This window comes from Flavobacterium sp., assembly GCF_032153895.1.
Taxonomy (GTDB): domain Bacteria; phylum Bacteroidota; class Bacteroidia; order Flavobacteriales; family Flavobacteriaceae; genus Flavobacterium.
The window spans coordinates 229942-249508 of record NZ_JALDYN010000001.1; the positions used below are offsets into that span (position 1 = coordinate 229942).

General features: G+C 37.8%; 20 protein-coding genes. 9 read left to right on the forward strand and 11 right to left on the reverse strand.

What is annotated here, in order from left to right; genetic code table 11:
• Window positions 1-66: 66 nt before the first annotated feature.
• From RUH60_RS01150 to RUH60_RS01175, 6 genes are read right to left on the reverse strand one after another with little or no spacing between them, the layout of a single operon-like run.
• Entirely contained in the window at window positions 67-810 is a 744-nt protein-coding gene (locus RUH60_RS01150) for a head GIN domain-containing protein (RefSeq protein ID WP_313804139.1), read from the reverse strand.
• Window positions 811-830: 20 nt separating this feature from the next.
• A complete protein-coding gene (locus RUH60_RS01155) occupies window positions 831-1895 on the reverse strand; it encodes a M23 family metallopeptidase (RefSeq protein ID WP_313804141.1) in 1065 nt (354 codons plus the stop codon).
• Between the two features lie 3 nt (window positions 1896-1898).
• Entirely contained in the window at window positions 1899-3629 is a 1731-nt protein-coding gene (locus tag RUH60_RS01160) for a PspC domain-containing protein (protein WP_313804144.1), read from the reverse strand.
• A gap of 2 nt (window positions 3630-3631) precedes the next feature.
• The gene (locus tag RUH60_RS01165) at window positions 3632-3964 is read right to left on the reverse strand and encodes a PadR family transcriptional regulator (RefSeq protein ID WP_313804147.1); all 333 of its coding nucleotides are present in this window, start codon (window positions 3962-3964) and stop codon (window positions 3632-3634) included.
• Window positions 3965-4017: 53 nt separating this feature from the next.
• A complete protein-coding gene (locus RUH60_RS01170; protein ID WP_313804150.1) occupies window positions 4018-4470 on the reverse strand; it encodes a DUF4870 domain-containing protein in 453 nt (150 codons plus the stop codon).
• A 38-nt stretch (window positions 4471-4508) separates the two neighbouring features.
• Window positions 4509-4943 carry a hypothetical protein gene (locus RUH60_RS01175; RefSeq protein WP_313804153.1) on the reverse strand — a complete coding sequence of 145 codons (435 nt, stop codon included), beginning with the start codon at window positions 4941-4943 and terminating at the stop codon, window positions 4509-4511.
• Window positions 4944-5120: 177 nt separating this feature from the next.
• Here RUH60_RS01175 and RUH60_RS01180 point away from each other — a divergent pair, with 177 nt between their 5' ends.
• Both RUH60_RS01180 and RUH60_RS01185 read left to right on the forward strand, forming a co-directional pair.
• Window positions 5121-5573 carry a DUF4442 domain-containing protein gene (locus RUH60_RS01180; RefSeq protein ID WP_313804156.1) on the forward strand — a complete coding sequence of 151 codons (453 nt, stop codon included), beginning with the start codon at window positions 5121-5123 and terminating at the stop codon, window positions 5571-5573.
• An 80-nt stretch (window positions 5574-5653) separates the two neighbouring features.
• The gene (locus RUH60_RS01185; protein ID WP_313804159.1) at window positions 5654-6571 is read left to right on the forward strand and encodes a TIGR01777 family oxidoreductase; all 918 of its coding nucleotides are present in this window, start codon (window positions 5654-5656) and stop codon (window positions 6569-6571) included.
• Window positions 6572-6590: 19 nt separating this feature from the next.
• On the opposite strand, the gene RUH60_RS01190 is transcribed toward RUH60_RS01185, so the two are convergent.
• The gene (locus RUH60_RS01190) at window positions 6591-7829 is read right to left on the reverse strand and encodes a LamG-like jellyroll fold domain-containing protein (RefSeq protein WP_313804162.1); all 1239 of its coding nucleotides are present in this window, start codon (window positions 7827-7829) and stop codon (window positions 6591-6593) included.
• A 346-nt stretch (window positions 7830-8175) separates the two neighbouring features.
• Window positions 8176-8847 (reverse strand): YceI family protein, encoded by a 672-nt coding sequence (locus RUH60_RS01195; protein WP_313804165.1) that lies wholly within the window; start codon window positions 8845-8847, stop codon window positions 8176-8178.
• A 190-nt stretch (window positions 8848-9037) separates the two neighbouring features.
• On the opposite strand from RUH60_RS01195, the gene RUH60_RS01200 reads away from it, so the two are divergent.
• From RUH60_RS01200 to RUH60_RS01225, 6 genes are all read left to right on the forward strand, one after another.
• Entirely contained in the window at window positions 9038-9574 is a 537-nt protein-coding gene (locus RUH60_RS01200) for a nucleotide exchange factor GrpE (protein ID WP_409559641.1), read from the forward strand.
• Between the two features lie 20 nt (window positions 9575-9594).
• Window positions 9595-10719: a molecular chaperone DnaJ gene (gene dnaJ, locus RUH60_RS01205; RefSeq protein WP_313804171.1), complete on the forward strand. Its 1125-nt coding sequence runs from the start codon at window positions 9595-9597 to the stop codon at window positions 10717-10719.
• Window positions 10720-10829: 110 nt separating this feature from the next.
• Window positions 10830-11753, forward strand: coding sequence for an ATP-binding cassette domain-containing protein (locus tag RUH60_RS01210; RefSeq protein WP_313804174.1), 924 nt, complete (start codon window positions 10830-10832; stop codon window positions 11751-11753).
• A gap of 2 nt (window positions 11754-11755) precedes the next feature.
• Window positions 11756-13054 (forward strand): ABC transporter permease, encoded by a 1299-nt coding sequence (locus RUH60_RS01215; RefSeq protein ID WP_313804178.1) that lies wholly within the window; start codon window positions 11756-11758, stop codon window positions 13052-13054.
• 36 nt (window positions 13055-13090) lie between these two features.
• Complete coding sequence (locus RUH60_RS01220) at window positions 13091-14254, forward strand: sigma-54 dependent transcriptional regulator (protein WP_313804181.1); 1164 nt, start codon at window positions 13091-13093, stop codon at window positions 14252-14254.
• 67 nt (window positions 14255-14321) lie between these two features.
• Window positions 14322-14942 (forward strand): DEAD/DEAH box helicase, encoded by a 621-nt coding sequence (locus RUH60_RS01225; protein ID WP_313804184.1) that lies wholly within the window; start codon window positions 14322-14324, stop codon window positions 14940-14942.
• Window positions 14943-14973: 31 nt separating this feature from the next.
• Here RUH60_RS01225 and RUH60_RS01230 read toward each other — a convergent pair whose 3' ends face one another.
• Complete coding sequence (locus RUH60_RS01230) at window positions 14974-16119, reverse strand: PKD-like domain-containing protein (RefSeq protein WP_313804187.1); 1146 nt, start codon at window positions 16117-16119, stop codon at window positions 14974-14976.
• Between the two features lie 189 nt (window positions 16120-16308).
• Between RUH60_RS01230 and RUH60_RS01235 the strand changes: the two genes are divergently transcribed.
• Window positions 16309-17943, forward strand: a complete 1635-nt coding sequence (locus RUH60_RS01235; RefSeq protein WP_313804190.1) for an ABC-F family ATP-binding cassette domain-containing protein — start codon at window positions 16309-16311, stop codon at window positions 17941-17943.
• 30 nt (window positions 17944-17973) lie between these two features.
• Here the strand turns inward: RUH60_RS01235 and RUH60_RS01240 are convergent, their stop codons facing one another.
• Both RUH60_RS01240 and RUH60_RS01245 read right to left on the reverse strand, forming a co-directional pair.
• On the reverse strand, window positions 17974-18807 hold the full coding sequence (locus tag RUH60_RS01240) for a DUF6929 family protein (RefSeq protein ID WP_313804193.1): 834 nt from the start codon (window positions 18805-18807) through the stop codon (window positions 17974-17976).
• A gap of 139 nt (window positions 18808-18946) precedes the next feature.
• On the reverse strand, window positions 18947-19450 hold the full coding sequence (locus RUH60_RS01245; RefSeq protein ID WP_313804196.1) for a hypothetical protein: 504 nt from the start codon (window positions 19448-19450) through the stop codon (window positions 18947-18949).
• Window positions 19451-19567 lie beyond the last annotated feature (117 nt).

The following is a 19567-nucleotide window of genomic DNA, read 5'->3' on the forward strand; positions in this document are numbered from 1 at the left end:
TAAGTTCTTTAGTTTACACAAATATAAAAAAAAACATCAGCTATTACTGATGTTTTTCTTTTTTGATTAATCTCTTCCGATACTTCCGCCGGAACTGGCTTTTTTCTGCAATGTTTTGGGTTCGGTTTCATACGAAATGGAACTTCCGCTGGATGCTTCTGCCGTTAGTGTTTCCGGTGACTGTAAGTCGATTGAACTTCCACTTGACGAATCTGCAAAAGCTGTTTTAGTTGTTAATTGTTTTGCATCAATCGAACTTCCGCTTGACGATTCAGTATCTAATTTGTCGGCTTTTCCACTTACTTTAATTTCGCTTCCGCTGCTACTTTGGCAATTTAACGAAGCAACGTTTACTTTTAAATCGATTTCACTTCCACTGCTCGAAGAAACATTCATCGAAGTATTGTCAAACGCGTTTTTACTGGTTACCGATGCGCCGCTTGAGCTTTCCAAAGTATTTAACTTCGCCAATTGCACATACACTTTTTTCTCTTTAGCATTGCGTAAATTTGCATCAGTAAAAATTTTCAATTCGCCTTCGTTTACTTCAGTTTTTATGTGCTGATGTAGGTTTTCATCGGCTTCCACTTTAATTTCAGATGTTGGTCCTTGAACCAAAATTACTTCCAAACCGTTGCTGGCACTTACAGAAGTGAAATCTGAAACATCGCGCGATTTTGTCATTACGTTTCCGTTGCCTTCTACTTTTTTAAGCCCACCCAAGTTCATGTTCATGTTGCATGAACCAAACAATACGGCAACTAGAGTTACCACGATGGCTTTGGTTAGGTTGATTACTAGTTTGATCATGATTATTCGTTTTAGATTGATTATTTAGATTGTAAAATATCTCCGGTATTAATCATACCTCTTTTAACTTCCTTTTTAATGGTTCCGATATGAACGGAATAATTGTCGAAATAGGAAGGCAGTCCTTCAGCATCGTGATTGGTGTTGTTACGCATTTCAAAGTGGAGGTGAGGGAAAAATGAACTTCCTGAAGTTCCAATCTGCCCAATTTTCTGTCCTTTCTTTATCTGTTGACCTTTTTTTAAGGTTGCTGAACTGCCTTGCTTTAGATGACCATACATGCTGTAAGCGCCATCTTGGTGTTTGATTACAATATGATTTCCGTAAAGTACTAACGGGTTGGTTTTTAGACTTGGAATATCGAATGATTTATCGTCCTTCTGATTGGTTTCTAAAACAATGATTTCCCCATCGGCAACTGCTAAAACATCAGCGCCAAAACCAAACCAATCTGAGTCTTTTTCGCCATCTCCTTTATACTGTTTGTTTTCTTTATTCAGAATAACAAAATCATAAGCAAATCTCATGAAATTTCCATTAAAACCTAATTGTTTAATCATTGGAAATTCGTAATTGAATCTGCGGTGATGCGAATAAAAATCATGTCCGTCATACACCAGCATTTTTGATTTTAAGGGTAAATCAAAGGCAACCGATTGCTTATAATCAGTAGGAGTTACAACCTTTTTAACTTCAATAGAATCGTTAAACGTAAACGTATATTCCAGTTTAGTTGTGAGGTTGTTTACTTCGTGAAAAGGATTGAAAATCAAACTCTCAGCAACACCATTCCACTGTCTGTCGGGAATGGTGTTTATGCTGGGAGCTGTACCGTTGTTGTCTAAGAACTTTTGCTGGATAAGTTGGTTGTTTTTATCTAAAAGGTGCACTTCAAGACGTGTTAGTTTCAAAGTGTCTTTAGAACTATTACGGATTACAAAATCGAAATTCAGGTAATTATAATGTTCTCCTTTTTCGATAATAGGTTGCTCGGGCTTTGGTTCGATTACTACCTGCTGAGCATTTGTAAACCAACTTGTCAGACTTATTGTAATTGCTAAAAAATGTTTGATTGATGATTGCATTTTTTAGTTTTTGGTCTTAATGATTACTTCGTCTTTCGTTACTTTAATACCTTCAACCTCTTTGTTGGTTACTTTTTTGCTTTCTTTGATTTGTAAACCGTTTTCGTTTAAAGTAACTGTAGTGGTTTTGGCATTTGTTGTGTCATTTTCTTCGGTGTGCCAATCTTCATTTTCTTCTTCGGCCGGACAGTTCAGACATTTTAATTCGTCTTTTTCCATTTTATAATAGTACGACTCGTCATCGCTGAAGAAGTAATAGTTCGAATAATCGTTGTCCAAATACTGAGATGTATTCGTGTCCGGATGAATCACAGTTCCTTCAGGTAAGTAAAGAAAAATTTTCACTTTCTGATTGCGGTATTTGTTCTCAATATCGGTCAGTAAATAGTTGTCTAAAATTACGGTATTTCCCTGAATTTCAAAACTGTATTTGATTTTTTCCGCACGACTTCTAGCATCGGCTAACGATTTTCCTTCCGCAGTTCTTTCAATTTGGATATACGGTGAATCAGCGGTTTTTAACAAATGTAATTCGATGTTGTTCGAGTAAATTACTTCGTTTTGTGCCGAATCCTGCGTAAATCTGAAATCTGTATTGATACTGGCAGTTTTCGAGAAATAATCGTTGAAACGGAATTTGATGTTCAACGTATCGTTCGGTTGAATTAACAGTTGCTCTTTTTTAACCACTTTTCCGTCGAAACCAATTTCAGTTGCCTGACGAACTCCGTAGTAAATCAAAGCGATTACTGAAATTATCCAAACCGCTAGTAAAGTGAATTTCGCGTAGTTCCCAATCGATTTCAAGTTGCTGATTAACAATTTCAATCCTAAAAGGAAGAAGAAAAAGAACGGAATTCCGATAGCCAACAGCGATAAAATCCCTAACAACCACATTGGAATATCTGTATAATTTTCAGCATTAATGTAGTTAAACCAAGGTGCATCCGGCATCGTTGATGAGAAAATCAGCATGATAGAAGCAATAAGCAAACCGATTAAAGATGATGCTGAAATTACAACAATAAACGCTCCTAGAACTTTGGCAATTGCTTTAAAAATGGTCATGATGATTTCTTCTAAAGAACTTCCCACTTTTTGCGCGCCGCTTTTTGCATTGTCGGCAATTTTCTGATGGTCGATATTGTTAACGGTATCGGTAATTTCAGCGAAGCCTTCCTTTACTTTTTTCTCGATGTTGGAAATGGTAATCGGCTGCCCGGTCATTTCTAGCTTTTCGGCTGTAGTTTTAGCTTCCGGTACTAAAATCCAGAAGATGATGTACGGAATAATACCAATTCCCCAGCTGAACAATAAGATAACCATGATGATGCGCAACCAAAGCGGATCAACTCCAAAATAATGTCCGAAACCTGCCAAAACACCACCTAACATACCTTTTTCTTTATCACGGTACAGTTTTTTAGAACCTGTCGGATTGTAAGTTGTATATGATGTTTTTTCGTTTTCGTCTTCAATGCGGTAATCTTCAGGTTGTCCCATTACGGCGATTACTTGATCGATTTCGGTTAAACCTACAACTTGTTTGCTGTCAGATAATTTTTCAGCTAACAATTCTGCTACGCGGCTTTCGATGTCGTTCATGATTTCGTCTCTTCCGTCTGCAGAAAGGGAACGTTTGATAGCATCGAAATAACGACTCAGTTTTTGAAAGGCGTCTTCGTCAATTGTGAATGGAAAACCTCCTAAATTTATGTTTACTGTCTTGTTCATGACTATTGGTTTTGGCTAGTTATTGTGTTTACGGCTCCGGCTAGTTCGTTCCAGGTGCCATTTAATTCTTTTAAAAATTCGTGTCCTTCGTCGGTTAAACCGTAGTATTTACGGGGTGGACCTGAAGTGGATTCTTCCCAACGATAGTTGAGCAGACCGTCGTTTTTTAATCGTGTAAGCAGCGGATATACCGTTCCTTCAACAACTAATAATTTAGCGTTTTTTAAAGTGTCTAGGATTTCTGAAGTGTAGGCATCTTTTTCTTTCAATACCGATAGAATACAGAACTCTAAAACTCCTTTACGCATCTGAGCTTTGGTGTTCTCAATGTTCATAGAATTGCTTTTTTTGTGGTTAAACTGTTCATTTTTTGATGATGATTGATGATTTATTTTATAAACGAAATACTCAATGGATATTTGTATTGCTCTCCGTTACTGGCTTTTACAGCGGCATAAATGATGAGGAAAAACTCAACTATTTTCAGTGTGAAAAAAATTACGACTGCTGTGATGGCTACGATGGCAATTCCGCTTAAGTTCACTACAGCCAGTTGATCGATGTCGAAATTTCCGTTTTCCAATTGCTGAAAAGTCACATTGCTGAAAAAACTGTACAACAAAGTTGGCACCGCAATCGCTATAAGAATTACCGAATACAATAAAAGACTCAGTTGAAAATTCAAAACCTGTTTTCCGTTGTAATCTACAAATTGGGATTTGTCTTTTCTGAAGGCCCAGATTAAAATCGGGAAGAAATAATTACCCAGCGGAATAAAGTACTGCGTCAGCGAACTGAGTTGCAATAGGGTAGCGGTACTTTTGTCGGATGTGGTTGTCATGGTGATTTGATTTTGATTGATTTGATTGATGATTGAAACTACAATTCTTTTGGTTTTATCACAGCGATTGGTTGTTTGTTAGAGAAGTCGTTTTCGATGATTAAATTGTCTTCGCTGATGATTTCTTCCATGGTTTTTTCGTTGTTGATACGATTCATCTCTAAGATTACTTCGATTTCAGTTTTTTCAGTTGGTGTTGTGTTAAGAACGTTTTCGGTAATCTGATTGTTTTCGGCTATGATTTCTTCCATGGTTTTCTGATACGTCGGAAAAGTTATCAGCTCTATTTCTGAAGAAACTAAAGCCTTTTCGTTTTTTGTCGTTTCCGAAGAACTTCTGTTTTCTTTTACATTTCCGTCAGCAAAGGCTAATTGCGTTAAGCGATTATTGATTTCCGATTGCTGACCTGTTGCTGTAATTACATTACTAAATGTGATTAAAGCGATTCCTAAATAAATGATTGATGATTTCATGATGATTGATGCTTATTTTAATAATACTATTGATTAGCTATTAATCTCTTATACAAAGATAAGTCTAAAAGAAGATACCTTGCAATACAAAGTACTAATAATTAACATTTTTTTAACAATTGTAATTTTATATGAATGCATAGTATTTTTTTGTACATTAGCCTAAAATATAGTGTTATGGAGTTCACACCGTCAAAATTGAATACTTTCCTGTTTTTTAAATTGCCTTCAGCTTTTTGGAGTGGCGTTCGTGTAAAACAGATTTCTACCGAGCAATGTACAGTAACGGTAAAGCATCGATGGATAAACCAAAACCCGTTTAATTCTATGTATTTTGCGGTGCAGGCGATGGCTGCGGAACTTACCACCGGCGCTTTAGTGATGTATCAGATTAAGAAAAGCGGAAAAAATATTTCCATGCTGGTTGCCAACAACAAAGGGAACTTCACCAAAAAAGCTAAAGGAAGAATCACCTTTATATGTAAAGATGGACATTTGTTGGAAGAAGCAATTCAACGCGCAATCGCAACTAATGAAGGACAAACCTTCTGGATGAAATCTATCGGAACCGACGAAAAAGGCGATCAGGTTTCTGAAATGGATTTTGAATGGAGTATTAAAGTAAAGTAAATCTTCCCAAAAGTTAAACCTAGTACAATTAACATTATTTTTTATCTTTCGGCTTTTAAATTTGTAATAAAAAGCTGAGGATGAAAATTTTAGTAACAGGTGCGACAGGTTTGGTGGGAAAGGAGCTGGTTTCATTGTTGCTCCAAAACGGAATTTCCGTCCACTATTTAACGACTTCGAAGCGAAAAATTGAAGGCGAGCCGCATTACCAAGGTTTTTACTGGAATCCTGAAACAGGAGTTATTGATGAAAACTGTCTGTTAGGCGTGGATGCCATTGTACATTTGGCAGGAGCAAGCATAGCAAAACGATGGACGAAAGCCAACAAACAGGAAATTCTCGAAAGCCGAATTTTCACTTCCAATTTATTATACAAAGCCTTAAAAGACAATCCGAATACTGTTAAACAGATTATTTCCGCATCAGCAATTGGTATTTATCCGAGTAGTTATGAGACGATTTATACAGAAGAAGAAACGAAAGTCAGCGCTTCTTTTTTAGGAACTGTCACTGAAAAATGGGAAGAATCCGTTGATGCTTTTCATCGCTTAAATATTAAGGTATGCAAACTGCGGATAGGGATTGTCTTGTCTGAAAATGGTGGTGCTCTTACTCAAATGGCTAAACCGATTAAATCAGGAATTGGAGCTCCTTTCGGCAATGGTAAGCAAATGCAGTCTTGGATTCACATTCACGATTTGGCTGCAATTTTCCTTTTTGCTATTCAGAATCAATGGAATGGCGTATTCAATGCCGTTGCTCCACATCCCGTTACTAATGAAGAATTAACCAAGTCGATCGCAAAAACCATTGATAAGGATATTTATCTGCCCGGAATCCCAAAATTCGTCATGCAGGCTATTTTAGGAGAAATGCATATTCTGCTATACGAAAGTCAGCAGGTAAGTTCTCAAAAAGTTCTTGATAACGGTTTTCAGTTTAAATACAAAATACTTGAAAAAGCTCTGGACGATTTATTAAAAAAAGAAGCGCTTTAAGTAAAGCGCTTCGAATATTTTATTGTACTACTAATTTGTGTGTACTTTGTTTTCCGTACTCGTTCTCCAAAGTAACGAAGTAAATTCCGGCACTTTCGTTTAGATTCACCGTAAAATTATTGGTGTTGTTAAATTGTTTCTTTAGGATTGTTTGACCAGCTACATTTTTAACCATCACTACTACCGAACTTTCCATTTCAGCTAACTGAATGCTAAAATTTCCATTAGAAGGATTCGGATATATTTTGATGCTTGACTTCGCGCCAAAATCAGCAGAAGTTAATGTAGTAACCGGATAACAGCTTGAAGTTGCGTTACATCCGTTTTTAGAAACTCTAACCGCATAATTGCCTAAAGCTGTAGCTGTAAATGTCTGATTTGTTTCTCCACCGATGATTGCATTGCCATTGTCGCAATCAATCCATTGGTAGGTTGTTCCTGCACCTGTTTCGTTAGCTGTTAAAAGAGCACCGCTAACTGTAGCAGTAGCGTCAACAGTATTTAAGGTTAATGTTGCTCCGGTAGAATAATTTGAAGTTGTTCCATTTAAAGCCAAACCGGTCAATGTTCCTGTTCTGTTATTTCCAGAACGATCAGGGATAGAGGTTAATCCAGCATTATTTCCGTCTGCAATACCATTGTTGAATTTGTAATAAGCAACTAATCCGGTTTGAGGAGAACAGAATTCGATATTTTTATTTGCCATGATATCTGCTGCTGAGCGGGCTACATTCCAAACCCGAACTTCGTCCATATTTCCCTGAAAAGGATTAACGCCATCAACACGCTTAGCAATTTGAAACGGAATTGCTGTACCAGTATTTACTGTAACCGTTAAATTTCCTTGACCGTCCAGATTTCCATCCACATATAATTTTACTTTGTTTGTTGCAAGAGTAGGATCATATGTAGCAGCAACATGATGCCAATTTCCGTCGTTTAATGGAGTGGTACCGCTTATACCGTTTCCGTTAACTTCTAATCGCAAAGCATTGTTGAATAATAGGTTTAGTGTGAAACGACCTCCGGTTCCTGTGCTGCTTCCCATGTCTGCGATTACGTGTTGTATGCCTCCAGTTCCGGTATTTGAATTGGATGTGGTTTTAATCCAAGCTTCAAATGTTTTGGCAGTGTTTCCATTGATAGCCGGTAAGGTTGTCGGTACAAAGTCGTCAACGCCATCCAGATGAACTGCATTTTGTGCGGATACAAATGATAAACCTAAAACAAAAAGTAATGTAAGTAATCTTCTTTTCATAGTTAAATGTATTTGTGTTGATTAATTCAGATAGTTATGTTATTTGAATTTTACAAATATATTTTTATGAAATATTAATTAAAAATATGAGAATTTTATAAAAATTGAGTTAAATGGAAGATGTTTTAATTTTTTATTATTCAACCAACGTATTGTTAAATAATTCAATTATCGCTAATTTGAGTTATAAAAAAACAAGAAAAATCTTATTTTTAATTATTTTGTCTTTTCAAAATTCATGAATTTTAAAAGAAAACAGTTTATTTGTTTTTAGATGTAGCAATCTAAATACAAAAAAAAGCGTCCCAAAGGACGCTCTAACTATAATCGTAAGATGAATTAATAATTATATTTTCGACGCTTTCACGTTTACTTTTATTTCCACTTCATCGTTAATGAACTTGTCTTTTAAGTCATCAAAAACCGATTTCGAACCGTAATTGATATTCCAAAACGTTCTGTTAATCATTAGCGGTTCGCTTTCAATTGAAACCAATGAATCATTCGCGACAACAGTTGCGGGAAAATTAACAGCTTTGGTAATGTTTTTCAAAGTCAGATTTCCGTAAACAATAGTTTTTCCGTTCTCATGAGCTACTTTAGCAATTATAAATTTTCCGGTAGGATATTTTTTTACATTAAAGAAGTGATCTTCAGCTTCTTTGTCTTTTGTTCCTTTTAAATGCGCTTCCAAATCTTCTTTTCCGTCACCGGCTTTCAAATCGGTAACAGCAATAGAATTCATGTCTAAAATAAAGGTTCCGTTTTGAACTTCGCCATCTTTTACGGTTACATCACCTTCTTTAATGCTAATTGTTCCCGTATGTTTTCCGGCGGGTTTAGAACCAATCCAATTTACTACAGATTCTGAAGTGTTTACCGCAAGTTTAATATCGCCAGGTGTGATGACAGCATCTTGTGTGGTAACTGTGTCACTTCCTTCGGCAGGCTTGTCTTTTTTACAGGAAACGACAAAAAGGGATGCAACTAAAACTAAACTTAAAGCTATTTTTTTCATAAATGAAGGATTTAGATGATAAACAAATCTATTTATTTGAAACCGAAATCTTCTTAAAATTATATTAAAGTTACTCTTTAAAGAGAGCTATAAAAATATTTCGTGACAAATTGGCATTTTTCAAGCTTTGGCAATACTTTTGCAATCTGAAAAAGAGAATACAACGATGTTTAAAAAAAGAACTAAAAATATGAGCCAGGAAAATACTGAAAACATGGAGAATGAAACGATGCAAAATGAGAATGTTTCAGAAAACCAAGAAGTTACCAATTCAGAATTAACTGCTGAAGAACAATTACAGGAAGATTTAGCCAAAGAAAAAGATAAATTTTTACGTTTGTTTGCAGAATTTGAAAATTACAAAAAGCGCACTTCTAAAGAGCGTGTTGAACTTTTTAAAACTGCCGGTCAGGAAGTTTTACAGGCGATGTTGCCCGTAATGGATGATTTTGACAGAGCCATGGCACAAATTTCCAAATCGGAAGATGAGGCGTTGGTTAAAGGAGTTGAATTGATTCACGAAAAACTCAAATCGACCTTAATTTCAAAAGGTTTGGAAGAAGTGGAAATCAAGTCAGGAGATGACTTTAACGCTGATTTTGCCGAAGCCATTACCCAAATTCCGGCAGGAGATGACATGAAAGGCAAAATAGTTGATGTAGTAGAGAAAGGATACAAACTGGGAGACAAAATTATCCGTTTCCCGAAAGTAGTTATCGGAGCATAAGCTTCTAAACGGAAGAACTGATGAGTAAAAAAGACTTATACGAAGTATTGGGTGTTGACAGAAGTGCAACTCCAGATCAAATTAAAAAAGCGTACCGAAAGAAGGCCATCGAATTTCACCCTGATAAAAATCCGGGCGATAAAGTAGCGGAAGACAAATTCAAAGAAGCTGCCGAGGCTTACGAGATTTTAGGTGATGCTGACAAAAAAGCACGTTACGACCAATACGGTCATGCTGCTTTTGATGGTGCCGGAGGATTTGGCGGCGGCGGTCATCACATGAATATGGATGATATCTTCAGTCAGTTTGGCGATATTTTTGGAGGAGCTTTTGGTGGCGGATTCGGAGGTTTTGGCGGCGGTGGCGGTCAACGCAGAATGAAAGGAAGCAACCTTCGTATCAAAGTAAAACTTACGCTGGAAGAAATTGCCAACGGCGTGGAGAAAAAAGTAAAAGTAAAACGCAAAGTTCAGGCGAAAGGTGTGAGCTATAAAACCTGTTCAACCTGTAATGGTTCGGGTCAGGTGATGCGCGTTACCAATACGATTTTAGGAAGAATGCAAACTTCGTCACCGTGTTCAAGCTGTGGCGGAACGGGTCAAATCATTGACAGCAAGCCAGCTGGAGCCGATGCACACGGAATGCTTTTGGAAGATGAAACGGTGTCAATCAAAATCCCTGCAGGTGTTGTAGATGGCATGCAGTTAAAAGTTTCTGGAAAAGGAAATGATGCGCCGGGCTCTAACGGAATTCCAGGCGATTTGATTGTCGCTATCGAAGAAGTAGAGCACGAATTTTTGAAAAGAGAAGGCGAAAATTTGCATTATGATTTATACATCAGTTTTGCAGAAGCAGCTTTAGGAACTTCGAAAGAAATTGAAGCTGTTGGCGGTAAAGTGCGTATTAAATTGGAAGAAGGAATTCAATCCGGAAAAATCCTTCGTTTAAAAGGCAAAGGAATTCCAAGTCTGAACAGCTACGGAAGCGGCGATTTGTTGGTTCACGTTAATGTTTGGACACCAAAAACTTTGAATAAAGATCAGAAGCAGTTTTTCGAGAAGATGTTGGAAGATCCAAATTTTGTTCCGAAACCTGAAAAAACCGATAAGTCTTTCTTTGAAAAAGTGAAAGACATGTTTTCATAATTTTTTTATAGTTGAAAAAGACCCATTATCTGTTTGGTAATGGGTTTTTTTGTGTAACAAATTCCCACAATTCGTATCAAATACGTATTTTTACAAAAACTAATAAATTCATGAGTTCAATTCTCGAAGTGAATAACGTCGTTAAACAATACGGCGACTACACAGCTTTAAATAATGTTTCCTTAAGTGTTCCGAAAGGTAGTATTTACGGGCTTTTAGGGCCAAACGGAGCCGGAAAAACCTCTTTAATCCGAATTATCAATCAAATAACCATGCCAGACGGAGGTGAAGTGCTTTTGGACGGCGAAAAATTAGCACCAAAACACGTACAATACATCGGTTATATGCCGGAAGAACGCGGTTTGTACAAAACAATGAAAGTGGGTGAGCAGTGTATGTATTTAGCGCAGTTAAAAGGAATTTCAGAATCCGAAGCCAAAAAACAACTGAAATATTGGTTCGAAAAGTTCGAAATCGAAAGCTGGTGGAATAAAAAGATTCAGGAATTGTCCAAAGGAATGGCACAAAAAGTGCAGTTCATCGTAACCGTTTTGCATCAGCCGAAATTGTTGATTCTCGATGAGCCGTTTTCAGGTTTCGATCCGGTGAATGCGAATTTAATCAAAGACGAAATCATCGAATTGAACAAGAAAGGAACATCGGTTATTTTCTCAACTCACCGAATGGAAAGCGTGGAAGAAATGTGCGACCATATTGCACTAATCCACAAATCGAATAAACTAATCGAAGGAAAGCTAATCGATGTAAAAAAAGCACACAGAACCAACGCGTACCAAGTTGGAATTCTTTCTAATAATGTCGAACGCTTGATGTACGATTTAACACAAAAGTTCCAATTGCAACAAACCGATTTCAAATCGCTTAACGACGAACTGAAAATCGAAGTACAGTTAAACGGTTCAGCTCCAAACGAACTATTGAACATCCTAACCCAAAACGGACAGGTAACCCATTTCATGGAAAAAATCCCGAGCATCAACGACATCTTTATTCAAACCGTAACCAAACCATAATAATGAGCGTATTATCATTAATCATAAAAAGAGAATTCATATCCAAAGTTCGCAACAAGTCGTTCATTGTCATGACTTTTTTAGGGCCGTTGTTAATTGTGGCGATGACCGCTTTGATTGCCTATTTGTCAAATGCAAATGAAGGTGAAGTGAAGAAAATTGCCATTCACGACGAAGCGGGAGTTTTTAAGAGCGATTTTAAAAATTCAGATGAAATTCACTATACAGATTTGTCAGCTATGCCATTCGCTGTTGCAAAAGACACTGCCAGCAAGAGTTACGAAGGGATGATTTATGTTCCGAAAGTAGCTGATGTTCAGGAATTAGCAACCAAAACCGAGTACATTTCAGACGACAGCCCACGCATGGAATTTCTGATGGAAATGGAAAGCGTCATCAATGCCAAGCTGAGTAAGAGCAATTTACAAACCTTAGGTTTTGATTCGGATAAAATTGAAAAAGCGAAAGTGAAATCAGATATTCACGTTTCGAAATTCTCGGGTGAAGAAGGTTTGAAGTTCTTAAACGAAATCAAAATCGGTATCGGATTTTTGTTCGGTTATCTGATTATGATGTTCATTATCATCTACGGAAACATGGTAATGCGCAGTGTAATCGAAGAAAAAACCAACCGTATTATCGAAATCATTATTTCTTCGGTAAAACCTTTTCAGTTGATGATGGGTAAAATCATCGGAACTTCTTTAGCCGGAATTTTACAGTTTTTGGTTTGGATTGTTCTAGGTTTAGGATTGATGTTTGTACTTTCCTTATTCGGTGCAAGTCAGGCCGATGTAGCCACTACAACCCAATTGCAACCGGAACAAATGGAAATGGCGAATGGTTTTATCGGTAAAATTCAATTGTATCTGAACGAAATTCCAACGGTCACTCTGTTTGTGTATTTCATCATTTATTTCATCGGAGGTTACTTTTTATACAGTTCATTGTATGCTGCCATTGGTGCTGCAGTAGATTCAGAAACCGATTCCCAACAATTTTTATTACCGATTATCATGCCTTTGATGTTAGGAGTTTACGTAGGTTTCTTTACCGTGATGAAAGATCCACACGGCACAGTAGCGACCGTGTTTTCCATGATACCGTTAACCTCGCCAATCGTAATGCTGATGCGAATTCCGTTTGGTGTTCCGACTTGGCAATTAATTTTGTCGATTGTTTTGTTGTTTGGAAGTTTCATCGGGATTGTATGGTTTGCCTCTAAAATTTACCGCGTCGGAATTTTAATGTACGGCAAAAAACCAACCTGGAAAGAATTGTACAAATGGCTTAAATACTAATGTTTAAAGAGATTTAATCGATTTAAAAAGAAGAAAATGTCAAAAATATTAATCATAGAAGACGAAGCTGCCATCCGCAGGGTTTTAACTAAAATTCTTTCGGAGGAAAGCGATACCTATAAAGTCGAAGAAGCCGAAGACGGTCTGCAAGGCTTAGAAAAAATCAAAAACGAAGATTACGACTTGGTGTTGTGCGACATCAAAATGCCCAAAATGGACGGTGAAGAAGTGTTAGAAGCCGTTAAGAAAATCAAACCTGAAATTCCAATGGTCATGATTTCCGGTCATGGCGATTTGGAAACTGCTGTCAATACGATGCGTTTAGGTGCTTTTGATTACATTTCCAAACCACCGGATTTGAACCGATTGCTCAATACTGTTCGCAACGCTTTAGATAAGAAACAGCTTGTAGTGGAAAACAAAATCCTGAAAAAGAAAGTTTCCAAAAACTACGAGATGATAGGGGAAAGTGCTCCCATCAATCAGATCAAAGAAATGGTTGAGAAAGTAGCACCAACCGAAGCTCGCGTACTAATCACCGGACCCAACGGAACGGGTAAAGAGTTGGTTGCACATCAGTTGCACGAAAAAAGTGAGCGTTCCACAGCACCATTAATCGAAGTAAACTGTGCCGCCATTCCGTCTGAACTAATTGAAAGCGAATTATTTGGTCATGTAAAAGGAGCGTTTACATCAGCTGTAAAAGACCGCGCCGGAAAATTTGAAGCGGCTAACGGCGGAACCATTTTCCTAGACGAAATCGGCGATATGAGTTTACCCGCTCAGGCTAAAGTATTACGCGCTTTACAGGAAAATTTAATCCAAAGAGTAGGAGCTGACAAAGACATTAAAATCGATGTTCGCGTAGTGGCAGCTACCAACAAAGATCTGAAGAAAGAAATTGACGAAGGCCGATTCCGTGAGGATTTGTACCATCGTTTGGCTGTGATTTTAATCAAAGTTCCGGCTTTGAACGACCGTCGCGATGATATTCCGTTATTGATCAATCATTTTGCGGATAAAATTGCTTCGGAACAAGGAAATTCGGTAAAAAAATTCTCGTCCGGAGCCGTTAAGCTGCTTCAGGAATACGATTGGACCGGAAACATCCGTGAGTTGCGAAATGTAGTGGAACGCCTGATTATTTTAGGAGGAACTGAAATTTCAGAGAATGATGTAAAACTCTTTGCGAGCAAATAAAATTGAGTAATTAGTGATTAGTCGCTTCTTTACTAATTACTAACAACTAATTACTATTCACTAAAGTATGCAATTAAAAAAAATAAATCCCAACCTGCAAAAAGCCTTAATCGAAGCTGATTTAATCGAAGCCAACGAAATGCAGCAGGAAACATTTTCCACCATTAAAAGCGGTGTGGATGCCGTAGTTCAGTCTGTTGGTGGAAGCGGAAAAACTACCACAATTGTTTTCAATGTCATTCAACGATTGGAAAGAGCACACATGGTTTCGCCAAGAGCTTTGGTTGTTGTAGAAGACAAAGAGAAAATGCTAGAAATGCTAGAAATGTTTTCCGTTTTAGGAAAGTATACCGATTTGCGCATTTACGGAACCCACGATAAAAGCGACATAGATTACGATAAAAACCAAATATCCGTCGGGATTGATGTTTTAGTCGGAACGCCAAATCGTCTAACTGAAATGTTTGGAACAGCAGGTTATGATGTCAACCAATTGAAAATGTTCGTGGTCGATGATGCCGATGTGTTGTTCAGAAACCGATTGGAACCTAAAATCACGCGTCTTTCCGATAGTATTGCCAAAACACAGCGTTTGTTCTTTTGTACCGCAATTACCGAAAAAGTCGAAATCATGGCTGATAAAATCATGATTGAACCGCTCTTTTTTGAAATGGATGATGAAGAATAAAAAAAGCCTCGAGAAAATCGAGGCTTTTTTATTACTGTTTTATAATTTTATAGGAAGATTGTTTGCTATCAGATACTAGTTGAACAAAATAGATTCCTGATTTTAATTGTGAAAGATCTAATAGTGCTTCGTTAGCGTAACATTCTTTTACCAAAATTTCCTGCCCTAGCTGATTGCAGATGGTAATTTTAGAAAGTAATGCATCACCTTTAACGTGTAGTTGATTGATTACTGGGTTTGGGCTTAAAGAGAAGTTATATGTTTCTAAATCATGTATGCCTAAACTGGAATTAACCGTTACAATGACTTCAATAGAATTTCCTGAATAACCTTGAGCTGAAGGAGTAATCATATAGGTCACTGTTCCCGATGAGTTAGGATTTGTTAGCGTTAGGGTTTGGTTAATTGTATCACCATTACCATCACTTGCGCCACTTACATTGTCAGCAAATACAAACCAAGTATATGTTGTATTATTAATGTTACTTGATAAGTTTACATCGGTTGATTCTCCAGATGTTATGGTTTCAGATGACGGAGTTGCAACTGCTATCGGTGTTGGGTAAACATTGATTGTGATTGTTACGGGATTGCCAGGACATCCGTTAAGGTATGGTGTTACAACGTAAACTGCTTGCCCAATATAGTTGCCGGTCGTGTATAGTGTATGTCCGATATTTCCAGTACTGTTTGAACCCGAATTTCCTCCAGTAACACCGGATTGATTTAGAGTCCATGAATAAACAATCCCGGGAGTAGATGATCCGAATGAAATTGAAGTCGTTGATCCACTACCTATTGAAATTGTACTTGGTCCTACGATGCTAGGTGTCGGATTCACAGTAACTACGACCTGTATTGGTGTTCCAGTACAGCCATCGGCAAAAGGAGTGATTAAATAGGTTGCAGTTCCTGTGGTTTGTCCGGAAGTTGTAAGGGTTTGCGAAATAGAATTGCTAGATGTAGATCCAGGTGCAGCTCCATAAATACCGTTTTGTGTTACCGTCCAGGTATAAGTTGTTCCTGGGACATTACTGTCTAACTGGATTAAAATTTGCTCACCACTGCAATAAGCACTCGATGATAAAACAGCTGTAACTGTCGGACAAGCTAACTTACTAGCGAAAACTCCCAAAGTGCTGAATAACAATAAAAATAAAAAGTATTTTTTTTTCATAAGTAGGATTTGTTACCGTGCAAAAATATATTTTTAAAAAGTAAATCGGGTTAAATTTCAGATAATTCTTTTATCATATTTTCATATTTTCAAATTGCCGCATTCTCAAATTCAACTATCTTTGCACCTTCAAAAAATTAGAGTTTTGGTCTTCCGGCTTCTAACTTCTGATTTCTAACTTTTTTTAAAATGATTACAGTAAACGACATCGCGGTAGAATTTGGCGGAACGACTTTGTTCAGCGACATCACTTTTGCCATTAACGAGAATGATAAAATCGCCTTAATGGGGAAAAACGGCGCCGGAAAATCCACGCTTTTAAAAATTGTAGCCGGTGAAAACAAACCGACACGTGGCGGAATTTCTGCTCCAAGTGATGCCGTAATCGCTTATTTGCCACAGCATTTGCTTACGGCGGATGATTGTACTGTAATGGAAGAAACGTCCAAAGCGTTTGCTGGCGTGTTGAACATGAAGAAGGAAATCGACGAGATCAACGAGCAGTTAACGATTCGTACCGATTACGAAAGTGACGATTACATGAAACTGATTGAACGCGTTTCGGAACTTTCTGAAAAATACTATTCGATTGAAGAAGTAAACTACGAAGCTGAGGTTGAGAAAGTACTGAAAGGTTTAGGTTTTGAAAGAGAAGATTTCACCCGATCCACTTCCGAATTTTCCGGAGGTTGGAGAATGCGTATCGAGTTAGCAAAAATCCTTTTAAAGAAACCAGATTTAATCCTTTTGGATGAGCCGACGAATCACTTGGACATGGAAAGTATCCAGTGGTTAGAAGATTTCTTGGTGAATCAGGCTAAAGCCGTTATGGTAATTTCCCACGACAGAGCCTTTGTTGACAGTATTACGAATCGTACCATTGAAGTGACGATGGGAAGAATCTACGACTATAAAGCCAAATATTCCGATTATTTGGAATTGCGCAAAGACCGTAGGGTTCACCAACAAAAAGCCTTCGACGAGCAACAAAAATTCATTGCCGATAATCAGGCGTTTATTGAGCGTTTCCGTGGAACTTTTTCAAAAACGGAGCAGGTGCAATCGCGTGTACGTATGCTTGAAAAATTGGTTTTGGTTGAGGTAGATGAAGTAGATACGTCGGCATTGAAATTAAAATTTCCACCATCACCACGTTCCGGACAATATCCTGTGGTTGTGGAAGAATTGTCTAAAAAATATGGCGACCATGTGGTGTTCAACAACGCCAGTATGGTAATTGAACGCGGTCAGAAAGTTGCTTTCGTTGGTAAAAATGGGGAAGGGAAATCGACCATGATTAAAGCCATTATGAAAGAAATCGAGCACGACGGCGGAAAATTAGAAATCGGGCACAATGCTCAAATTGGCTATTTTGCACAAAATCAGGCGGCTTTGTTGGACGGTGAATTGTCTATTTTCGATACCATCGACCAGATTGCGGTAGGCGATGTGCGAACTAAAATCAAAGATTTATTAGGTGCATTCATGTTCAAAGGCGACGATATTCAAAAGAAAGTAAAAGTGCTTTCCGGAGGAGAAAAAACACGTTTGGCGATGATTAAATTGTTGTTAGAGCCGGTAAACGTTTTAATTCTGGATGAGCCAACGAATCATTTGGATATGAAAACCAAAGACATCATCAAAGATGCGTTGCGCGATTTCGACGGCACTTTAATTCTGGTTTCCCACGACCGCGATTTCTTAGATGGTTTGGCAGAAAAAGTATTCGAATTCGGTCACAAACGCGTGAAAGAACATTTTGAAGATATCAAAGGTTTTTTGGCGCACAAGAAGATGGAGAGTCTGAAAGAGATTGAAAAATAGAATTAAAAAAAGGCTGCAATTGCAGCCTTTTTATTTTTTTATAGTCAAAACAAAAATATCCGCTTTCAATTCCTCCGTATCGTTATCCTCACAAAGTAAAAAACTGATGGTTTTATCGGTTTCTTTATACAATGTCAGTCCTTCAAATTTCTGGGTTTCGGTAATTTTTTTAGTGAAGTCGATTTTCATGGTTTTGGAATCAATACGCCCGATAATACTTCCCAAAACTTCGCCATCGTTGTACGTCGATTCTGTGTTTTCGGCGGTTGCCAAAAAGTAAATTTTATCCTCAATTAATGCAGCATCGGTAAAACTGGTGCGAATTCCTTTGATTTTTGGAAGTTTGTATTCGTTGGTAATAAGGTTGAATTCTTCTGTCAGATTTTTGCCCTGAACTGTAAAAACAATATTTTTTCCTAATGCACCATTGCCACGATTGAAGAAAAACCATTCGTCAGCATTTCGAACAACGCCTTCAATATTCAAATCGTCTTGGGGTAAATTGGCGAAAGTTTGCATGGATAAATACAAATCGCTCAAATCTGTTGTGGTTTCAATTGCTTTGGTTGTAGCATCAACCTGCAACATTTGCATACGGTTTTCTTTAGAACCCGATCCGAAAATATAGATTTTGCCTTCAAACTCGGTGATGGCTTCATAATCCGGTTTTTCCTTTTTTGCGATGTTTTTTTGCGGAACTTCAGCCAACGGAAATTCTTCTAAGGTTTTACGCTCCAGGTTGTAATCGTATAAAAAGCTACTGTTGTCACCAACAATTAAAACGTGATTGTTCTTGAAAAGCAGTCCTGAAGCCGAACCAATTCCGATAATTTGACAAAGGAGTTCTAAAGTAAACTTGTGCATGATGTTCAGACGAATAAATTAGCCCCGATAATAGCGGCATCCTTTTTTCGAAGGCTGAGGTTCTCGAAGCCTTCGGAAAAAGATACAGCGGATAGCGGGAATTAGCTCCTAAAAGTACATATAATTTTTAAGTACCGATTTATAATTTAAACCCATACGCCAAACGCAACGAAATTTGTCCCGTGTCATAATCGTTATAATTCTCATAGCGTAAACTGATGTCGATGTGTTTGGTCGCCACACCAATTCCGGGCGCCCACAAGAAGGAATTACCCAGTTCTTTTTTGATGCCAAAAGCACCACCAACTTCACCTAATACATAAAACTGATTGCCTAGAAATGATTTGAATCCTAACTTCGCTGGGATAAAGCCCATATCCTCGCCAGGACTGAACAAATGCGTGTATCCGGTGGTGGCTGCTAAAGAGGTTTTCATCGTTAAATCATATTGCAAACGGGCATCGGCACCCAAACTGAAGTTATAGGTCTCTTCCAGAGGAATTCCGCCATTAAGCCCGAAGCCTATGCGCCAATGGTGTAAGTATTCAGGTTTAGTCTTGGTGTCTTGAGCAAATGTGTTTGTGGTGGTGAAAAAGGTTCCGAAAAAGGCTGCGAACGCCAATAACTTTTGTCTGCGGTTCATGGTTTTTAATTTAGGGTTAGATAGTAGTTAAACTGACTTTGCACGATTTTCGTTTGTGCTGAATGCTTAAAATTCTGTTAAATAATCTCGGTCTCGCCAACGATACATTGTAAACGA

Bases quoted from the DNA above. Each gene is read 5' to 3' on its own strand.
- RUH60_RS01150 (WP_313804139.1), bottom strand. From the start codon at position 810: ATGATCAAACTAGTAATCAACCTAACCAAAGCCATCGTGGTAACTCTA.
- RUH60_RS01155 (WP_313804141.1), bottom strand. From the start codon at position 1,895: ATGCAATCATCAATCAAACATTTTTTAGCAATTACAATAAGTCTGACA.
- RUH60_RS01160 (WP_313804144.1), bottom strand. From the start codon at position 3,629: ATGAACAAGACAGTAAACATAAATTTAGGAGGTTTTCCATTCACAATT.
- RUH60_RS01165 (WP_313804147.1), bottom strand. From the start codon at position 3,964: ATGAACATTGAGAACACCAAAGCTCAGATGCGTAAAGGAGTTTTAGAG.
- RUH60_RS01170 (WP_313804150.1), bottom strand. From the start codon at position 4,470: ATGACAACCACATCCGACAAAAGTACCGCTACCCTATTGCAACTCAGT.
- RUH60_RS01175 (WP_313804153.1), bottom strand. From the start codon at position 4,943: ATGAAATCATCAATCATTTATTTAGGAATCGCTTTAATCACATTTAGT.
- RUH60_RS01180 (WP_313804156.1), top strand. From the start codon at position 5,121: ATGGAGTTCACACCGTCAAAATTGAATACTTTCCTGTTTTTTAAATTG.
- RUH60_RS01185 (WP_313804159.1), top strand. From the start codon at position 5,654: ATGAAAATTTTAGTAACAGGTGCGACAGGTTTGGTGGGAAAGGAGCTG.
- RUH60_RS01190 (WP_313804162.1), bottom strand. From the start codon at position 7,829: ATGAAAAGAAGATTACTTACATTACTTTTTGTTTTAGGTTTATCATTT.
- RUH60_RS01195 (WP_313804165.1), bottom strand. From the start codon at position 8,847: ATGAAAAAAATAGCTTTAAGTTTAGTTTTAGTTGCATCCCTTTTTGTC.
- RUH60_RS01200 (WP_409559641.1), top strand. From the start codon at position 9,038: ATGAGCCAGGAAAATACTGAAAACATGGAGAATGAAACGATGCAAAAT.
- dnaJ (WP_313804171.1), top strand. From the start codon at position 9,595: ATGAGTAAAAAAGACTTATACGAAGTATTGGGTGTTGACAGAAGTGCA.
- RUH60_RS01210 (WP_313804174.1), top strand. From the start codon at position 10,830: ATGAGTTCAATTCTCGAAGTGAATAACGTCGTTAAACAATACGGCGAC.
- RUH60_RS01215 (WP_313804178.1), top strand. From the start codon at position 11,756: ATGAGCGTATTATCATTAATCATAAAAAGAGAATTCATATCCAAAGTT.
- RUH60_RS01220 (WP_313804181.1), top strand. From the start codon at position 13,091: ATGTCAAAAATATTAATCATAGAAGACGAAGCTGCCATCCGCAGGGTT.
- RUH60_RS01225 (WP_313804184.1), top strand. From the start codon at position 14,322: ATGCAATTAAAAAAAATAAATCCCAACCTGCAAAAAGCCTTAATCGAA.
- RUH60_RS01230 (WP_313804187.1), bottom strand. From the start codon at position 16,119: ATGAAAAAAAAATACTTTTTATTTTTATTGTTATTCAGCACTTTGGGA.
- RUH60_RS01235 (WP_313804190.1), top strand. From the start codon at position 16,309: ATGATTACAGTAAACGACATCGCGGTAGAATTTGGCGGAACGACTTTG.
- RUH60_RS01240 (WP_313804193.1), bottom strand. From the start codon at position 18,807: ATGCACAAGTTTACTTTAGAACTCCTTTGTCAAATTATCGGAATTGGT.
- RUH60_RS01245 (WP_313804196.1), bottom strand. From the start codon at position 19,450: ATGAACCGCAGACAAAAGTTATTGGCGTTCGCAGCCTTTTTCGGAACC.